Genomic DNA, 17,190 nt, shown 5'->3' with positions numbered 1-17,190 from the left:
GACGTCAATTAGATGCGTACAACCTAGTTGTAAGTAAAGTTGTATATTAACTATTTGTTTTTAATATATTTTAAATGCGTTAGCTAATTGAGGTTTTATCCCTTTCTCTTTTGCTTTATTCAAAGCATTTTGAATTGCTGTAACAGAAATACCGTATTCAGTAGACAGGACCTTAAGAAAGGCCCGCTCTCCACTTCTCTGTAGTGCTGTTTTTCGGTCAACCAGTTCTTGTAGTCTCGCTTTCGTCCATTTTATCTTGGGAACTTTATATTCAACAAGTCCTTCCAACGCCTGTTTAAGCTTGTTTTCGTTGATTTGATACCGTTTGGCTTTCCACAAGAAAAGGTCAGGAAGCAAAAGCCTTGCTGATTCAATTCTCAATATCCAATTCGTTTTTTCTTTTTCGAGAAGATACTCATAGCCGCCGCATATGCAAATTTTTATTCCGTTTTCGTTAGGAGCATTTACGAAAGTACTTCTGAGATTATCGGCAATGAACCGTCCAAGCCCTAAGAGAGATAATCTCCACCTCTCTATTTCCTTGCTCTCTAACTCTCGCGGAGAGCTGTAATCTTCACAAAATAGAATGTACCTTCCCGAATCTCTAATAACATCTACCGTGCAAGAGCGGCCGCAGTAAGAACATCTCAAAAAAGCAGGAGCCGGCGCCGGTTCTAATAAACCCTGTCCCTTTAGATAAGTAACCTGAGCCGGCTCAAAGTTTTCTTCAAGCTCTTTTGAGGAAATATCTATTTTGGCGTCTCCTCTTGGATCGTGGAGACAATTTTGAATGAGAAAAGAGAGAAGATCAGGCATTGTCCTTCTTGTATTCCAATCCACTGTCTACAAGCACTCTCTTCAATTCCTCTGCATCATTATCGAGTCCCAAAGTACATTCATTGGGAAATTTGAGTGAGAAACGTCTAGAGCGTCCGTTTATCTTTTTGGCCTCAAATACCGCCTTGAATCTCAGAGCGTCTACTACATACAGACCCCTGATTTCTCTCGGAACTCTCTTATCAAATTCCTCATAAAGGGCGCTTTCATCTCGATTGGATTTAATCGAAATGTACCTGCGACTATCCTCTACCCGAGTTTGACACCTATTTTTGCAGATGAGACCAGACGCGCTCTGGGTTCCTCTGCAAAAAAATTTACCGTCTTTGTAGCGTAAAAGTAGCGTGTTTTAAAAAATTCAGGTATAATATCCTTACAGTAGTCGGAGTCGGAAAAATGCCTTTGCATGTTTCAGTGGTTAAAGTTAAAAATCATCAATACATCCGTGTCTATTCGAGTTATCGAAATGAAAAAGGACAACCTCGTTCTCGAATAATTGAAAACCACGGCAGACTTGATGCCGCTTTAGAAAAAGATCCTCAGTATGTGGAAAGACTCAAAGAACGCATTGCTAAGGAGAATGCTCTAGAAGCTCAGAACAAATCTCTGGAACTTGAAAATCAAGCCAAAAGAAGAATGGATAAGTTGGCTGATTCTGCTAAAGGTCTTAACGAGAAACCGGGCAATTTCAAGAGCCTCAATGTTGGCTCGGCTCTTATAAGGAAGGTGTGGTTAGATTTAAAAATGCCGGAGATGTTCCGCCATCTTCAAAAAGGCAGAAAAATCCAATATCCCTATGACCAGACTGCTTACCTTCTGACTGAGCAGAGGTTCTTAAATCCCTCAAGTAAGTTGAAAAGCTTTAATAACCGTGCTCATAGCATCATTGATCACGGCCAAGTCGATCATCTTGAAGATTTGTATAAAGTTCTCGATGTGCTTCAAGAAGATAAGAAAACCATCGTCAGACATTTAAATAAAGAAATCCAGAAAAGAACAAAAAGGACTGTCACGGCTGCCTTTTACGATGTGACCACCTACAGTTTTGAGAGCCACAGTGTCTCTGAATACAAGGATTTCGGTCTAAGCAAAGATCATAAGGTTAACGAGGTTCAGGTCGTGCTTGGACTTGTTATGGATGAGAACGGCATCCCCATTGACTATGAACTCCTTGCAGGCAACACCAGTGAATTCGGGACGATGGTGCCGTTGATTAAGAAAATAAAAAATACCTATCATCTCAAACAGCTGATTGTGGTTGCTGACCGTGGCTTGAATTGTGCTGAGAACCTATTTGCTCTCAAAGAAATTGGCTGCGACTTCGTTATTGCTCAGAAGTTTAAAAACTCTGCGGCGCAAATAAAGACTCAAATTCTGGATCCCGACAACTGGGAGGAGTTTATTTGCAAAGACGACGGAGAGGTTAAGTGTCAATATAAAACACTGAATGTGACTCAGGAACTGCACGAGAGGAAAGAAAGTCCGACTACTCATCGCCGGTACCGGGGCCCAAAGGTTCTAGGCACCATGGAACTAAATTGGATCGTCTCTTACAGCCCGGCAAGAGCGGCTAAAGATAAGGCCGATAGAGACAGAGCCATTGAGAAGGCAAAGAAGGCGGTCGATGATCCAAACAGACTTCGAAGCTGCGGGTATAAATCCCTTATTACGATCCCTAAAGGGACCGGTTCTCCTCGTATAAATTGGGACAAAATTGAAGAACAGGCCAAGTGGGACGGTTATTACGTTATTTGTACGAATCTTGAAATTTCGCCTCATGAAGCAACCAGTATTTATCGAAAACTCTGGCAAATTGAAGATTGTTTTAGAGTCTCAAAAACTCATCTGGAAACACGTCAGTGCTTCGTGTGGACGGATCCTCACATTTATGGACACTTCCTTAGTTGTTTTATAAGCCTGGTCATTGAAAAATACATGCTCTTCATGCTTAAAAGGGAGTTAGGCAAAGAAGAAATCACACACGACAAGATGCTTGAGAGCATCAAAACCGCCAGTGTTGTTTACGATGATATTAACCCTCAGGTGCCTCTTTATTTAAGACTGTATGAGGCTGGGTTGTTCGACCGAATGTCCACCGTATTTGGGCTGGACGCTCTCAATCGAGTGGAAACTCCGTCTTCTCTAAGAAGGAAATTACATTTGCCGATTGCAAAAACTTTAGCTACACAGACGTAATTTTTATAAAGTCTGGGAACCTCGATGGAGCCTAGGTTCCCGCAGATTTCTTGATGAATCTGGTGTCAAAGTCGGGAGCGTCTACTACATACAGACCCCTGATTTCTCTCGGAACTCTCTTATCAAATTCCTCATAAAGGGCGCTTTCATCTCGATTGGATTTAATCGAAATGTACCTGCGACTATCCTCTATATTGACCAACTGAATCTCGGTAAGAACAAGGCTCCTCAAATTCCGAGCTCGTATCAAATTGAACTGAAGCCTTTGAGTCATCACTTTTTGAAGATCGTAATTGCTTTCTGGGTTTTCCGGTGGCAATTTCTCGAGGTCCAAGAGTGTCTGTGCAAAAATTTTATACAGCGTCACGACACTTTTCCCGAGACTTTCTCCCCAAACTTCCAGCAAACCTTCCCGCGGAGTAAAAGAAAAAACGACTAAATATTCAGGTTTTCTCGTTACCGAAGACATCCGGTCAGCATCGAATTGATTTTCTCTGACCGCTGTATCCTCTTGATGAGCAAAGAACAAATATGTGCCGTCACGCTTTAGAAATTCAGTTACGCAGTGTCTTCCCTTCTTCTTTTTGTCATGAAAATAAACAGAAAGTTCCTTTGAAAACAATCTCTGAGATTCTTTATCCGTTAAAGGCGTTCTTGTATCAAAACCTTTACGCCTTTTCCATGCAGTGTCACGAATCTCATCAACAAAACAAAATTTTCCCGCTTTGTCTAAGAGGTCTCTATGGTTTAAATACAGCCAAACTGCCTTATCTTGAATAGCTTCAAGCGTCTCAAGTGATCGTTCGATACTTTCTTTGTCTTCTTTGGAAAGGCTTGAATAGTTAATCGCCTCTACTATAAAGGTGGGGCCGTTCTCTGTGCATAGCTTTGCAATCTCACCACAATCCAAGCGACAGTCATTGCGTTTATCTTCATCAACAGAATCTTCCCAATACTGTTGTCCATTTTCGCTTTTTAAAGTTTGAATATCTAACTCAAGTCCTTTGCGCTTGATAAATAACTCAAGCATATTTTCTGAAAGATTTTTGAAAAAACTAACTACATTGAGTGTTTGTTGAATTGCCATCTTCTCCCCTCCTTACGGTTCTTCGTAGTAGTAAGACTGTTCGATGCCTTTAAAAATCATTTCTCTGTTATCAACATCTTCTGTCAATGCCTGCTGAAGCAAGAACCTTAATTCCAAATCATTAATCGGACTTCTTTCCATCGCCTGAAGGTACAGCGTTTTATTAACCTTTTGCCAATCAACAACTTTTCCAAGACGCTTTTTCAAAATTTGATCAAGCCATATGCGGGTTGAGCGACCATTTTCCTCCATAAAAGGATGAGCAACATTCATTTCTACGTATTTGGAAATGATCTCTTCGAAAGAGTTCTCCGGCATTAGTTCAATCTTTGAAAGAGCCTCCACAAGATAAAGCGCATTTGCAAACCTAAAGCCACTCTTGGAAATATTTTGCTGTCTAACCTCTCCTGCGAAATCGTATAGTCCGTCAAATAAATACTTATGAATCTGTTGGAGTCCTTTGAAAGAGCCAATTTCAAACTTATTTATGGCGCCGGATGCGAACAATTCTTTTGCCTTTTCAAGGCTTTTCCGGTCTAAATCCCTCATTGAATCACTCCTGTTTTATGATGAGCAGCGCTTTGAACCATTGCCGGACAAGCTTTTTTTAGAAGTTCCTTTGCTTCTGATGCGATTTTTCTGGCTTCTTCAGCGCATCTATATAAAGCAACTATTGCCCTCTGCACCTCGATCGGAGGCAGCGGGATTTTTATCTCGCAGAACCTTTCCCAATCCAAGTTTGCTCTAACGCTTGAATCACTTTTGAACCAGCCTAATCTATCCATTTCGTTCGACTTAAAGTTCAAAAATAAGTATTCGCTGAGAAGGCCTTTCTCTTCTTTAACTTTAAATGTTGTATATGCCGGAGACAGGAGCACGGGAGAACTAAACTTAGATAGAGCGATGCGAATGCAGATATCTCTACCCGTTTGCATCCCCGAAAATACCAACTCGCCCTTTTCTAGGACCAAATATTTCTTTGGGTTTATGTCTTCTGTATTTGCCGTAGTAGGAACAATTTCTTTGTCTCTATTTATACCCATAAAAGGGAGATCACGTCCGTCTGTGTTTTTTCTTTCAAAACTTGATAGATAAGGACGAATCTCCACCATCGGCCACTTTTCGCGGCACTCAACAATACAAGCCTGAGCAGTCTTTTCAAGTTCTTTGACCAATGATTCATTCTGTTCAATGAGCGTAGTCAACCCCTGATAGGCTTTAACGTACGCCCTCTGCACCTCGATCGGAGGCAGCGGGATTTTGAATTCTCCGATATCTTTAAACCCAAACTCAGCTCTTTGACTTCCGTAATTGTGGTAGTCAACCATTCTATTAAATTCGTTTCTGCGGAAATAAAGCAACAAAAATTCAGAAAGTAAAACATTCGAAAACCCAGGCTTTATCCGGAAAACAACATACAGGTGGGAAACTATACATTTTTTCCCATTTCTTCTGTAAGCCAAAGAACCAATGCTCAATCGAGAGGGGTTGTATACAAAATCTCCTTTTTCGACCAATTTATAAGGTCTCATATCAACATTTTCAATTTGAGCCTTAGTTGGTACAAACTCTCCAAGATTATTTACTCCTTCGATAAGTTCAGGCCCATACTGAAGATGACTATTTCTTTTGTTTATTGGCTCTATGAAATCTCGAAGTTTCCTTTTGGGGAAAGACTCCATTAGAACATCAAATTCATTCTCCATAACCAAGCTCCCTAAACGCCTTCGCTAATGCATCCTGATTTTCAGCTTGTCGGCACAGAAGCTCGGAGACCTTTATTGAGGTCTCCTTCATTATGGATTGATAGTCAATATCTTGGTCACGATCTACAAATTCGATGTAGCGACTGGGCACTAAGGAATACCCGTTTTCTTCGATTTCTTTCTTTGAAACAGAGCGATACAACTCCGGCGCCGCAAACTCTTTTGAATCGTCCAACCCGTATTGTTGCCACTGCTGATAAATGCTTACTATCTTTTGGATTTGGTCCTCAGAAAACTGGACAAAGTTCTTTTCGTACTTATTCTGATTCCAAGTCCTAAGATCGACAAACAGAATTTCTCCTTCACGATTCCTGAGATTTCGCTTGTGATAAATTCCGCCTTTCTTATTTTGATTGAGAATCCATAAAGTCACACTGATATCCGTGGAGTAGAACATCTGACGCGGGAGAATAATAATGGCTTCTATCTTGTCGTTCTCAATGAGCTTCTTTCTTATCTCTAAAGAGTCTTCATCACCTAATGCCCCGTTAGCTAAAAGAAACCCCGCTACTCCTCTTGTTACCTCTAAATGAGAAAGCATGTGAAGAATCCATGCATAGTTGGCATTACCCACAGGAGGAACACCATAACCGGACCATCTCACATCAGATAACAGTTCTTGTTTCTCCCTCCATTTTTTTAGATTGAAAGGAGGATTTGCCATGATGTAATCGGCTTTAAGCGTTCTATGCTGGTCGCTCGAAAACGTAGAAACCGGCAGTTCTCCTAGATTTGCGGATATCCCGCGTACAGCTAAGTTCATTTTGGCTAAGCGATAAGTCTCAGGCTGACTCTCCTGTCCGAACACTGTCACATGCTCTCTTCTGCCGCCGTGAGCTTCAACAAACTTTGCGGCCTGAATAAACATACCCCCGGACCCGCAGCATGGGTCGTAAATAGTGCCGTCATAGGGTTCAATTAGTGCAGATATCAACTCAACAATTGAGTGCGGAGTGTAGAACTCTCCTTCCTCTTTATCGGCATTAATTGAGAAAGCCTGGAGAAAATATTCGTATACTCGTCCGATTAAGTCCTTCTCATGAAATTTCTCGGAACTAATCTTATTAATTTCATCAATTAACGCCTTAAGGACTTTACCTTCAATGCGGGAGTCTGTAAAAATTTTCTGCGGAAGTGCCCCGCGCAGAGATTTTTCCTCGCGGTCAAGCTTTGCTACTATGTTGTCAAGTGCTAAAGCAAGCTGATTGGATTCAATGTTCAGAATAGTCTCCCAGCGGCACTCAGTCGGAAGAGAAAAGACTCCGTTTTTTAGGTAGCTGAAATCAGCCTCTAGGAAAGCTTCCTCAGGGATAGGTCTCTTACTCTCAATTACTTTATTCTTTTCATTCCTGGCCCTTATCTCTTGAGAGATAAGTTCTCTTTGCTGATTGCGTTTCTCTCCGACAAACTTTAGAAAAACCAAAGTCAGAATGATGTCTCTACGTGTAGCTAGAGAAGCCTTACTGCGCAATATATCACGGCAGTTCCACAGAATATCTTCCAAGCTCAGCTCTTTTGCGACCTTTGTTTTTTTTACCTTTTTTACTTTCTCTGCCATTTATTTCTTACTGATATTTCTTATAATTTTCGACCTGCTCGATGACCTTTTCAAAAACTTCCCTGTTCCAGTCTGGGGGATAACCGTTCTCATACAGAAGCGCAGTCAGATCGAATTGAACTTGATTTCTCAGATTGTTGTTGTCCAGCCAATTAGCTGTCGGAACATACTCAATGAGTGTTTTAATCTCTCTGGCTAACTTAATCATCTTCTCTTCAGAGTACTCAAACTTATGCTTTTCCCTCTGGGATTGCAAAATATCGTAGAACGCTTTCTCCTCAAATGTGATTCCAAGCTTTTGGAAAGAAACTCTGTCTTCCTGAACTTTTGTCGCAAGTGCAATTACGTCATTAATCACGTCGGTAGCTACTTCACCGGCGAAGGTCAGATGATCTCTGTTGTTATAACGCTCCACTATCTCTTTTAGGCGCTCAGAAAATTCTCTAGCTTTCAGTCCATTCGTTTTGCCGTACTCTCGAATCTCTTTTTGGAGCATTTTCACCAGCAATTGAAAGCGGGTGTTGGGTTTAACTTGTTCTTCGAGCTCTTTAAGAAAACCCTCTGAAAAAATCTCCTCGGCTTTCTTTGCGTTCAAAACTGATTCAACTCCATTACATTGCAATGCAGCATGGACCATCGATTCAACCGTCTTATTCATTTTTTCAACGCTGATTCCGGTTGCTGTTGTTTTTGCAATTAAACTCAGTACGGTCATAAAAAAGTGGGCCCAGTCGATCTCTTGCTCACTTAGTTCTTCCGAATTCTTGCAGATTGAATAAGATGCTCTGAGCCTCTTGACTAAAGAAGAGAATAACTTTACAAAACTTATCTCATTACCATCAGAATCTTTCTCCCCGGTTGGAGGCTGCTGGAGAACAAAGTCTTCTGCCTCCTGTAAACACTCGAACCTTTTAATGCCTTGTTCCTTAAAGAAGTTAGAAGCATCAAATTCGTGGAACAATTCCTTTAATGTCATTAGCGTGTTTGCAAATACCTTATAAGCCTCTTTTGCTTCTTCAATCGGGTCGAGCCGCACTGGGTCGACCATCTCTTTACCATCGTCGAATATTTTTAACGCCTTTTTCATATTGTTGCGAATACCAAGGTAATCGACAACCAGCCCAAACTCTTTGCCCGGATACTTTCTGTTTACTCTCGATATCGCCTGAATTAACGTATGACGCTTTAGTGGTTTGTCGTTATAGAGAACAGCTAAACAAGGAACATCAAAACCCGTAATCCACATGTCCACGACAATGGCTATTTGGAAATTAGACTTCGGGTTTTTAAACAATCTATCCAACTTCTGACGGTGCTTCTTATCGCCCAAAAGTTCAAACATCTCTTTAGGATCGTTGGGAGAACGGGTAGCAACAAGGTTTAATTTTGGTATTGCATCCAGTGTTTCTAATTCTGCTTTCTGTTCAGGCGTCTGAAACTTTAGCTCATCCGGCGCCCGTCGTTCTGTAATCCAATCAGGTTTCAGCTTTGCGATCTCCTTGTAAAGATCGTATGCGATAGTTCTATTCGAACAAAGAATCATCGCTTTTTGAACGAGATCGGGTTTCTCAGAAATAAAGTTTTCATAATGAGTCGTCAAATCTGCTGCCAGTCTCTTTAATCTGTCTTTATCTCCAAGAATTAATTCCATGCTTGACATGGCACGCTTGCTTTTCTCTATAGCCTCTTCCGTTGCTCCATCCTCTGCACATTCACTGTAATAATCTTCAATCTCTTTTACTTGGTTTTCATTGAGAAATACTCGGGCTAAACGAGCCTCATAATGAAGAGGAACAGTGATTCCGTCTTCTACAGACTGCTGCATGGAATAGCTGTCAACGATGCCGCCAAATACTTGAATAGTTTCATCCAGGGGAGTCCCGGAAAAACCAACAAAGGTTGCATTAGGAAATGCGTCATGAAGAAATTGGGCAAATCCCTTGTGCTCTGAAACTATTTTCTTCTCTTTATCGACTTTAATAGTCCTTCCTAAACTTATCTGAGTCCGATGAGCTTCATCACTTAAACAAATAATATTTGAGCGTTCAGACAAAAGACCTGTTTCCTCACAAAACTTCTGAACTGTTGTAATAAAAACTCCACCGCTTTGTCTTACCGATAATTCCTTCTTTAAATCATCTCTGCTCGCGATTGCTCTTATTGACTGATCGCCGAGAAAATCAGTAGCAGCCATAAACTGCTTACCAGTTTGGGTCTCTAAATCTTCTCGATCTACGATTATGAGGATGGTAGGGTTGAGATTTGTGCGTTTGGCTAACTATCTGGCAAGAAAAAGCATCGTCATTGTTTTTCCGCAACCAGTGGCGCCAAAATATGTTCCACCTTTACCGTCTCCCCCTTCTTTCGTCTTTAAATGAGCAAGGATATTGGCGTAAAGCTTTTGCGTAGCAAAATATTGAGGATAGCGGCAAACAAATTCCAGTTCTTTTTGCTGAGCCTCCTTAATGTCAGGGAAAAATAGAAAATCTCTTAGTAAAGAAAGAATTCTTTGAGGACTCAAGGCTCCTCGAATAAGCGTGTCGATTTCTTTCAATCCCTTAGAGGCTTTTTCCTCATTTGAGACTTTTTTCCATGCGTAGTAATACTCCAATTGAGAAAAAGGTGTTCCCAACAAAGAAGCCCCGCCATCGCTAACGACTGACAAAGCACAATACTTCATCAAAGAAGGAATATCCCTTTTGTATCGAATATGTATTTGCTCCCAAGCACTTAAAACAGTTGCCCCTTCATCCGAAGGGTTCTTTAATTCCATAATACACAAGGGGATCCCATTCACATATAAAAGTACATCTGGCCTTCTTTCCTGACCTCTTTCCCTCATTGTCAGCTGATTAATTACTTTGAAAATATTTCCTTCCGTGCGGTCAAAATTCAAGTAATCAATATGGATAGCAGGCAAAGAAGTATCATCGCGCTCAAATGTAAATCCGTTTTGAATCAACTGAAACACAGCTCGAGAGGTTAAGTAATCTGTTGTTGAGGCTGTATTTCTGAGGTTTGCAATAATCCTTTGTATCTCCGACTCTGTAAGAGGAGAAAGCAAGGGAAGGGTTGCCAGATAATCTCTCAAATCTTCGGTAAGCAAGGCTTCATCCAGTCCGCGATTAATATCATCTCCTCTGCTATGCATCCAGCCTTCTTGTTTTAACTTTTCTACAATCGCCTCTTCAAAATCTGATTCATATATTTTGGACATGTAAACCTCTTGAGACTATCTCAGTCATTGTTAGAGGTCATTTTAATTAAAGAAGCAAGTTTTTTAGCTTCAATTTTTATGACCGCTATAATTTGCAGGGCTTTGCGGGGCTTTTTCAGCCGAGTTAGGAAAATATCAAATTAAAAAACGAGAGGAATAGAACCTAAGAAGATCTACCCAGCGAAGCTTCTATAAAGAAGCGTCGAGGGAGTATCTCAATATTTATTCTCATGTCTCTCTTCCAACTTGCTGGGAAAGCTCAGAGTTTCTACTCAAGGCTAGTGAGATGAACTCTTATGCAAATGACCAACCCGAACACAACTAGTTTGTCTCGCTTTGTTAGCAATTTCGTGCATTTGTTGAAGCTTTTGTCTTTCTATTTCAACTTGTTGTTTTAATGCCCATGCCTGTATTTCTCGTAAAGTCATTTGATGACGAACTTCTGTAAATCTTCCATCAGGGGCATAGCAAGAAATTTCTCCGTTTTTTTGTTCCTCGGTTTGATTGTATAACGCACAGTCTTCGCCGCCGATCATATAGTATTTCTCGCCAATAAGTCGTGGCCCAGAAGGGGAGTAAAATGCACACGATGTCAGTAGAGAAACAAAGGGCGCAACTAAGGAGGATTTTCTCATTACACTAACCTCAAGATTTTTACTTATACACATGAATCGATTTATTGGTTCTCTCGCAAAATTAAAATTCGGCTTTCCCACCAACTATTGAAAGGGAAAAATAAAAGACAACGTCTTGCGATTATGCAGCGCAATTCTTCAATTTGAAAAAAGTGCCTTGAGTTACACCCCTTTGAATGATATGGATTAACTTTACAAAGGCGTTAAGCGCCCCAGATTTGGGTGCATCGCCTCTCTTCTTCCGCACTCCCATAGAATTCTAACTACCAATAGTAATTTGCTTGAATTTTTGCACTAATGCCTTCACACTTACCAATAGAACCCCGAACACGTGTCTCAATGGAAAAGTTTTTAGTGGCTTTGTTTAGCAGAGCCACGCTTAATGCTCCTGTGTTTCCTCGTAAACCTTGACCATCGCTTCTTATCTTGTCAACAGAATTTTTAGTATAGCCGGCAAACTCCCGTTCGGCCGTCAAAGTAGCCCTTCCTATGAGCTTTTCGGAGAAGTCGTGCCTAATGCTCAGATTAAGTTGAACTCTGTGACTGTCAACAGAAGCAAAATGATAGCTGTTGTCTCCAATATTTAAGTCATCCGCTTCGAACACCCCATATATGTAACGAGTGCCAGCAGTAAAAGTATTGTCTTCGACTTTACGTCTATAACCCGCTCCTAATACCCCGGAAAAATAAAAGGAACCCGACCCGTAGGAAAGTGCTGAATTGTCTGTGTCTATAATCCCATTTTTTAATGTTGTTTTTAATTTGCCGCCTCTAATTGCTCCTTCCAAATAAGGACCAGTTTGAGCATGCCAGCGAACCAAAAAGCCGAGGCCTGAATACTTAATGTGCCCGCTGCCTTTCAACTCTGTATGTCTGAACGAGTTATGTGTTTTGTAACTGCCGAAACCAAACTCTGCAAACGCTCCCCACTGAATACTTCCAAAGTCAATTTGACAATGATCTCCGAGCCCAGCTATGACACTAACCGATTTTATTCGCAAAGAATCATTCCCTTTATATTTTGAGATTTGTCCGTAACTTGATAAAAAAGTTTGTATACCTTCGCTATCATGTAGAGAAAATGAATCCAAGACACTAAGCATATGATCATTACCCTGATTAACAAAGCTCAGAGAAGCTTCTCTTGAATCGTTCAATATATGGACTTGTTCATTAGGACGATTTCCTGACGTGCCGGGAAAAATTTCGTCTATCGGAGGAAGAGGATTAATAACTTCAGGAGGAATTGGATTAGTGACTTCTGGAGGACGTGGATTCGCTCCTTCAGGAGGAACCGGATCAGGCATAACCGGTTGCGGTTCAACAACTAAAAGCGCAACATTTCCCGCCGTAATTACTCCGGCTCGTTTTTTTAAAAGAGTCTGCGATTGTACCCAACCTCTTTGAGTAATTTTATAATCCGGAGAGGCTGTTATATCCTTAGGTCTAATTAGATACATGAAAGTTGGATAATTTCCTTTAGGTATTGCAGTATCAAAAACCATACTTCCGTCAACGTTATGCATCTTTACCATTACATCAGTTGCAGATAAATCTTGTACAAAGTCAGCTAAAATGACAGCGTTGCCGTTCCTCCATGCAACATCAGTTATTGATATACGATTGAAATTGTCAATCCCTTCGACTACACCGGACCATCTTTCAATCTCCAATGAGTTATCCGTTCCACGATTACCACCGTAAAGAGCAACTTTTGATAAATTAATGTTCTCAGGTGAACCGGAAATATGAATTTTATTTGATGAAGCGGCTCCGTTCTCGGAGAATCCCCCATAGACACTTCCTGATAAACTAGCACTGCTAAAGATTTTGACGGTATTTGAATTAGCATCCCCTACACCTGAGTAGCCTCCGTAAAGGTTGCCGGTAACCGCTGTTCCCTCATGAATTTCAACCACGTTAGAGTTAGCTAAACCGCGAACAGATAAACCTCCGTAAACGTTTCCTGTAATTTTAGAGTTACTTAAGTTGACAGTATTTTCTGAAACTATTTTATTCTTGGATTGACCGCCTACAACTGTTGTTTCTACAGTGGAATTAATGATATTTACTTCGTTTCTAGTGGAAATGTTTGTCGCATATCCTCCGACTAAAAAATCAGCAGAAATTTTCCCTGAATCTTTAATAATTAAATTATTAGAATCAGCGTACTCTGTCCCTTGGCCTCCGAAAATTTTACTGCTCTCACTTGTATCTTTTAAGTCAAAAATTGCTGAGTCAACTGTTAGCCTATTGTTTTGAACCTTCGCAGCCTGTGCGCCTGAAATAATAGTATCTCCGTTCGTACCTTTAAAGGTTATTAATCCGCTTATCGAGACGATATTACCGCATGCACTTAACTTTAAGTCAGAACCGAGACCGCCCAATCCTCCCACAACCATCTCTGTTGAAACGACTGCTCCACTTTCCCCGCTAATACTAACTATTCCACTATTTGCATCGAGATTGTCATTCCGAACCGCAAAGACAGAAGCCGTCAAGACAGAATTCCCTGCTAAATTAAGAGAAACCTGACCGTCCGTTGAAATACCAGTATCCCAGCGCCCTAAAAGGACATACCTCGGAGTAGAACTATCACCCGAGACATTGACAACTAAAGTTTTTTGTCGATTGAGAGAATCGACATATGTCGCTTTGCCGTCGGAACCCCAAGGAAAGTAAGGGTCATTTTTATTGTGGCTCATCCATGCAGATGTTCCGTGCATAACCAGCTTCCCACTGTCAATCGTTACGTCCGGAGCAGCAAAGGCAACTGGATTTAAGTTGAAATATGTCAAAACAAAGTATCCTGAAAGACAAAGAGTAGTTGACCGCCACTTTTTCATTTGCTTATCCTTAAATAAAGCTTTAGTAACTCCATAATAGAGAGAAATTGCTACGAAATGTAGTTGATTTAAAGTAAATGGGACTCAAATCAAGCGCTTTTTAGAAAGTACAAAATTAATCATCAAATGCTAAGTTGCAATCTGTTTTTACGAGAGAATTGTATTTTTTGAAGCAAAAAAGATGCGAAGTAGATTTATTCAAAACAATAAAAATGTAACTCATTGAATTTAAAGAATACTGTGGGGCTTTGCGGGGTTTTGCGGGGCTTTTTCAGCCGAGTTAGGAAAAATGTCAGAATAAGAATTAGACAAAGCACTAAGGGTACGTACCTAGTGAGATTTTTATGATGGTCTTTTTGATGGTTCCAAACAAATTTACAGACTTTAAAGCCGATAATTATTGATTAGTTCGATTCTCGCCGCCCCACCAGAACCGATTTAATCCGAGAGTAGAAAGCTCGGATTTTTTATTTATACTTTTAAGGTAAAGAAAGGGACTCGACTTCTTCCCGAATACCTTTTCCTGTAATTTAAGCGGCCTGAGTTTGATCGCTACGCAAGGTTTAATTCATGGAGAAGTGTCAGAGAAAGCTTCACTTTCGAGGACATGTACCGAGTGAAAATCCCCCTTCCCCCGATCGAGACGTAAAAGGCGATCGTTTCTTTGTATCACTGTGCAGAAGAGGCAAGAAAATAGCAGAAGAAGCCAGAGAAACTTTAAAAACGGCAATTCCTGCAATGATTCAAAGTGCGGCTCATCACCAATTGGAGGATTTACGTGAGAGAAATTGATAGAAACAGTCTCGAGAAAGCTAAATTGCTGTTTTCTACGGGCGCAATAAAAACAATAGAAGTAGGAACCTTCAAAGGTTTGCAAGAGATCCATAAATATCTGTTTGAAGGCCTATACGACTTTGCCGGAGAGGTGAGACAACAGAACATTTCTAAAGGTGGGTTCAGGTTTGCTAATGCTTTGTACCTTGTAGAAGCTTTGTCAAAGATCGAAACAATGCCGGAAGGGTCATTTGAAGAGATAGTTTCAAAGTATGTAGAAATGAATGTTGCTCATCCCTTCATGGAGGGAAATGGTCGATCAACCCGCATATGGCTTGACCAAATTTTGAAAAAGCGTCTGGGAAAAGTTATTGATTGGCAGAAGGTTGATAAAACACTTTATCTTCAAGCGATGGAACGAAGCCCGATTAATGACTTGGAACTTCGGTTCCTTCTTCAACAGGCGTTAACTGAAGATGTGGAAGATCGGGAAATGATTTTTAAAGGAATCGAGCAATCTTATTATTACGAAGAACCGTAAGGAGAATAAACAGAATATAGCAGTTCATCAGGCATTAAGCGTTGTTTACTTTTTCAAAGGATTATCTAAAGGCATTCTTGAACTCTATCTTGAGTCAAAGAAGTTGAACCTTGATATTGAACGGCTAATTAGAGATGACGGACAGTCTTACTGGAGAGAGCGAGTTGAAGAGGAGAAAAGAAAGGAGTGCCGTTTGGATTGCGGAGAAATTGCTAATCTAATACATAATTCTAAAAATCTGTTATCTATTTTAGGCGATGGATTATAATTGGTCATAAATATGGAGTTTATTTATGGCTGGCAGAAGACGAAAGTACGTTCCCTAAGCGACTTGGACAGGAAAACTTTGAGTGAAATTCTTTCTTCCCGCAAACAGGAACTCAGAACCTACCAGAGGGCTCAAATGATTTTTTTAGCCGCAGAAGGCAAGATCAACACCCAAATTAGCGAAGAACTGAAAGTGACCCGTCCTGTCGTCAATAAAATTATTAAACGTTTTTCCTCAGCCGGTCTCGACGCAGCTCTTAGTGATGCGGCACGCAGCGGACGCCCTAAAGAGCTCAGCCGAGAAGAGCGCGCTTGGATTTTGGGATTGGCCTGCACTAACCCTAAAGATTTACCGGACGGCCCGGTCATGCAGCTATGGTCAAATTCGGCATTGTCTCAATACGTCCGGGAGCACTGCGAACAAATGAACTTTCCCCGTTTACGTACTGTCGCCGATTCAACGATCTGGTATTTGTTAAATGCCAATGAATTAAAGCCGCATAACATCAGATACTACCTTGAAAAGAAAGACCAAGAATTTGAATATAAAGCTCAGAAGGTTCTGTTGCTCTATAAAAGAATCGAATGGATAACGCAATTATCGAAAAGATATGGACACGCTGAGCAGTGCGAACTCTTGAGTTCTGAGGTTTTTATTTCTTACGACGAAAAGTCGGGAATTCAGGCCATTGAAAATTTGCATCCGGACCGCAGTCCAAATAAAAATAATGGCTTTGTTCGCCGAGACTATGAATACGTTAGACACGGCACAATCTCATTATTGGCAGGGATAGACTTAATTACCGGAACGGTGCATGGACTGGTTAAAGAATCTCACAAATCATCGGATTTTATAGATTTCCTCAAGGCCATGGACGCCCGTTATCCTGAGGCTCAAACCATTAATATCATATTAGATAATCATTCAGCTCACCGTTCGAAAGAAACATTAGCTTATTTAGCGACCGTTCCTAACAGATTTAAATTTACATTTACGCCCAAACACGCCTCGTGGCTCAACCTTGTAGAGGCCTTCTTTGGGAAAATGGCTCGAACCTGTTTGAAAGGGCTTAGAGTTAAGTCAAAGGAAGAGCTGACTGAACATATAACCAGATGGCTTGAACACATCAACAATGATCCCATTGTGTACAGGTGGAAGTGGAATCTAGAAGATATTGAGCACGCCTTTACGTAATTGATAACGAATTTTTAGAATCATGTACTAGCAAACGAAAACGGCTTAAATTTTATTTCTGAAGCTATTGAGTATTCACCTTTTTCAATGCATGTTATGCGACTACGTAAATTACCCTCAAAATGAACACACCTTTTTTGAGACACTTAAACGGCCGAAATTGGTGTTTTTGTCTCCTTCAATTCTAACCCTAGAAATCTGGTTGAATTACGGACTCTTCAACCGATGGCAGTGCTGAAGGCTCAGGGATCTGCCTCAATGGTCGTAGAGG

13 protein-coding genes and 1 pseudogene are annotated in these 17,190 nt (G+C 40.8%); 4 read left to right on the top strand and 10 right to left on the bottom strand.

The genetic code is table 11. From position 1 onward, the window contains the following. Positions 1-60: 60 nt before the first annotated feature. Entirely contained in the window at positions 61-816 is a 756-nt protein-coding gene (locus tag ADH67_RS01650; RefSeq protein WP_066591032.1) for a hypothetical protein, read from the bottom strand. A 417-nt stretch (positions 817-1,233) separates the two neighbouring features. Between ADH67_RS01650 and ADH67_RS01645 the strand changes: the two genes are divergently transcribed. After that, on the top strand, positions 1,234-3,033 hold the full coding sequence (locus ADH67_RS01645) for an IS1634 family transposase (protein ID WP_066591215.1): 1,800 nt from the start codon (positions 1,234-1,236) through the stop codon (positions 3,031-3,033). A gap of 31 nt (positions 3,034-3,064) precedes the next feature. Here the strand turns inward: ADH67_RS01645 and ADH67_RS01640 are convergent, their stop codons facing one another. The 9 genes and pseudogenes from ADH67_RS01640 to ADH67_RS01610 form a co-directional block, all read right to left on the bottom strand. Then, the gene (locus tag ADH67_RS01640) at positions 3,065-4,120 is read right to left on the bottom strand and encodes a hypothetical protein (protein ID WP_066591028.1); all 1,056 of its coding nucleotides are present in this window, start codon (positions 4,118-4,120) and stop codon (positions 3,065-3,067) included. A gap of 12 nt (positions 4,121-4,132) precedes the next feature. Next, positions 4,133-4,669, bottom strand: coding sequence for a protein adenylyltransferase Fic (fic, locus tag ADH67_RS01635; RefSeq protein WP_066591026.1), 537 nt, complete (start codon positions 4,667-4,669; stop codon positions 4,133-4,135). Then, complete coding sequence (locus ADH67_RS01630) at positions 4,666-5,826, bottom strand: restriction endonuclease subunit S (RefSeq protein ID WP_084081397.1); 1,161 nt, start codon at positions 5,824-5,826, stop codon at positions 4,666-4,668. The genes fic (ADH67_RS01635) and ADH67_RS01630 overlap by 4 nt, the downstream gene beginning before the upstream one ends. After that, entirely contained in the window at positions 5,816-7,444 is a 1,629-nt protein-coding gene (locus ADH67_RS01625; protein ID WP_066591025.1) for an N-6 DNA methylase, read from the bottom strand. The genes ADH67_RS01630 and ADH67_RS01625 overlap by 11 nt, the downstream gene beginning before the upstream one ends. Positions 7,445-7,451: 7 nt before the next feature. Continuing rightward, complete coding sequence (locus tag ADH67_RS01620; RefSeq protein ID WP_336581058.1) at positions 7,452-8,987, bottom strand: type I restriction enzyme endonuclease domain-containing protein; 1,536 nt, start codon at positions 8,985-8,987, stop codon at positions 7,452-7,454. A gap of 171 nt (positions 8,988-9,158) precedes the next feature. Next, positions 9,159-9,698, bottom strand: a pseudogene (locus ADH67_RS13700) (DEAD/DEAH box helicase family protein); the annotation flags it as partial. Between the two features lie 24 nt (positions 9,699-9,722). Continuing rightward, complete coding sequence (locus ADH67_RS13305; protein ID WP_201415702.1) at positions 9,723-10,661, bottom strand: type I restriction endonuclease; 939 nt, start codon at positions 10,659-10,661, stop codon at positions 9,723-9,725. Between the two features lie 278 nt (positions 10,662-10,939). Next, positions 10,940-11,197 carry a hypothetical protein gene (locus ADH67_RS01615; RefSeq protein ID WP_066591024.1) on the bottom strand — a complete coding sequence of 86 codons (258 nt, stop codon included), beginning with the start codon at positions 11,195-11,197 and terminating at the stop codon, positions 10,940-10,942. A 362-nt stretch (positions 11,198-11,559) separates the two neighbouring features. Then, on the bottom strand, positions 11,560-14,142 hold the full coding sequence (locus ADH67_RS01610) for a hypothetical protein (RefSeq protein ID WP_066591022.1): 2,583 nt from the start codon (positions 14,140-14,142) through the stop codon (positions 11,560-11,562). Between the two features lie 570 nt (positions 14,143-14,712). Here ADH67_RS01610 and ADH67_RS01605 point away from each other — a divergent pair. The 3 genes from ADH67_RS01605 (at position 14,713) to ADH67_RS01595 (ending at position 16,919) form a co-directional block, all read left to right on the top strand. Beyond that, the gene (locus ADH67_RS01605; RefSeq protein WP_066591019.1) at positions 14,713-14,934 is read left to right on the top strand and encodes a hypothetical protein; all 222 of its coding nucleotides are present in this window, start codon (positions 14,713-14,715) and stop codon (positions 14,932-14,934) included. Then, complete coding sequence (gene fic / locus ADH67_RS01600) at positions 14,921-15,457, top strand: protein adenylyltransferase Fic (RefSeq protein ID WP_066591017.1); 537 nt, start codon at positions 14,921-14,923, stop codon at positions 15,455-15,457. The genes ADH67_RS01605 and fic (ADH67_RS01600) overlap by 14 nt, the downstream gene beginning before the upstream one ends. A gap of 280 nt (positions 15,458-15,737) precedes the next feature. After that, on the top strand, positions 15,738-16,919 hold the full coding sequence (locus ADH67_RS01595; protein ID WP_066591015.1) for an IS630 family transposase: 1,182 nt from the start codon (positions 15,738-15,740) through the stop codon (positions 16,917-16,919). Positions 16,920-17,190 lie beyond the last annotated feature (271 nt).

The organism is Turicimonas muris, from assembly GCF_002221595.1.
In the GTDB taxonomy this organism is placed as follows: Bacteria; Pseudomonadota; Gammaproteobacteria; order Burkholderiales; family Burkholderiaceae_F; genus Turicimonas; species Turicimonas muris.
The sequence above is the reverse complement of the archived record's forward strand: the minus strand, read 5'-3'. Positions and strand labels throughout refer to the sequence as shown.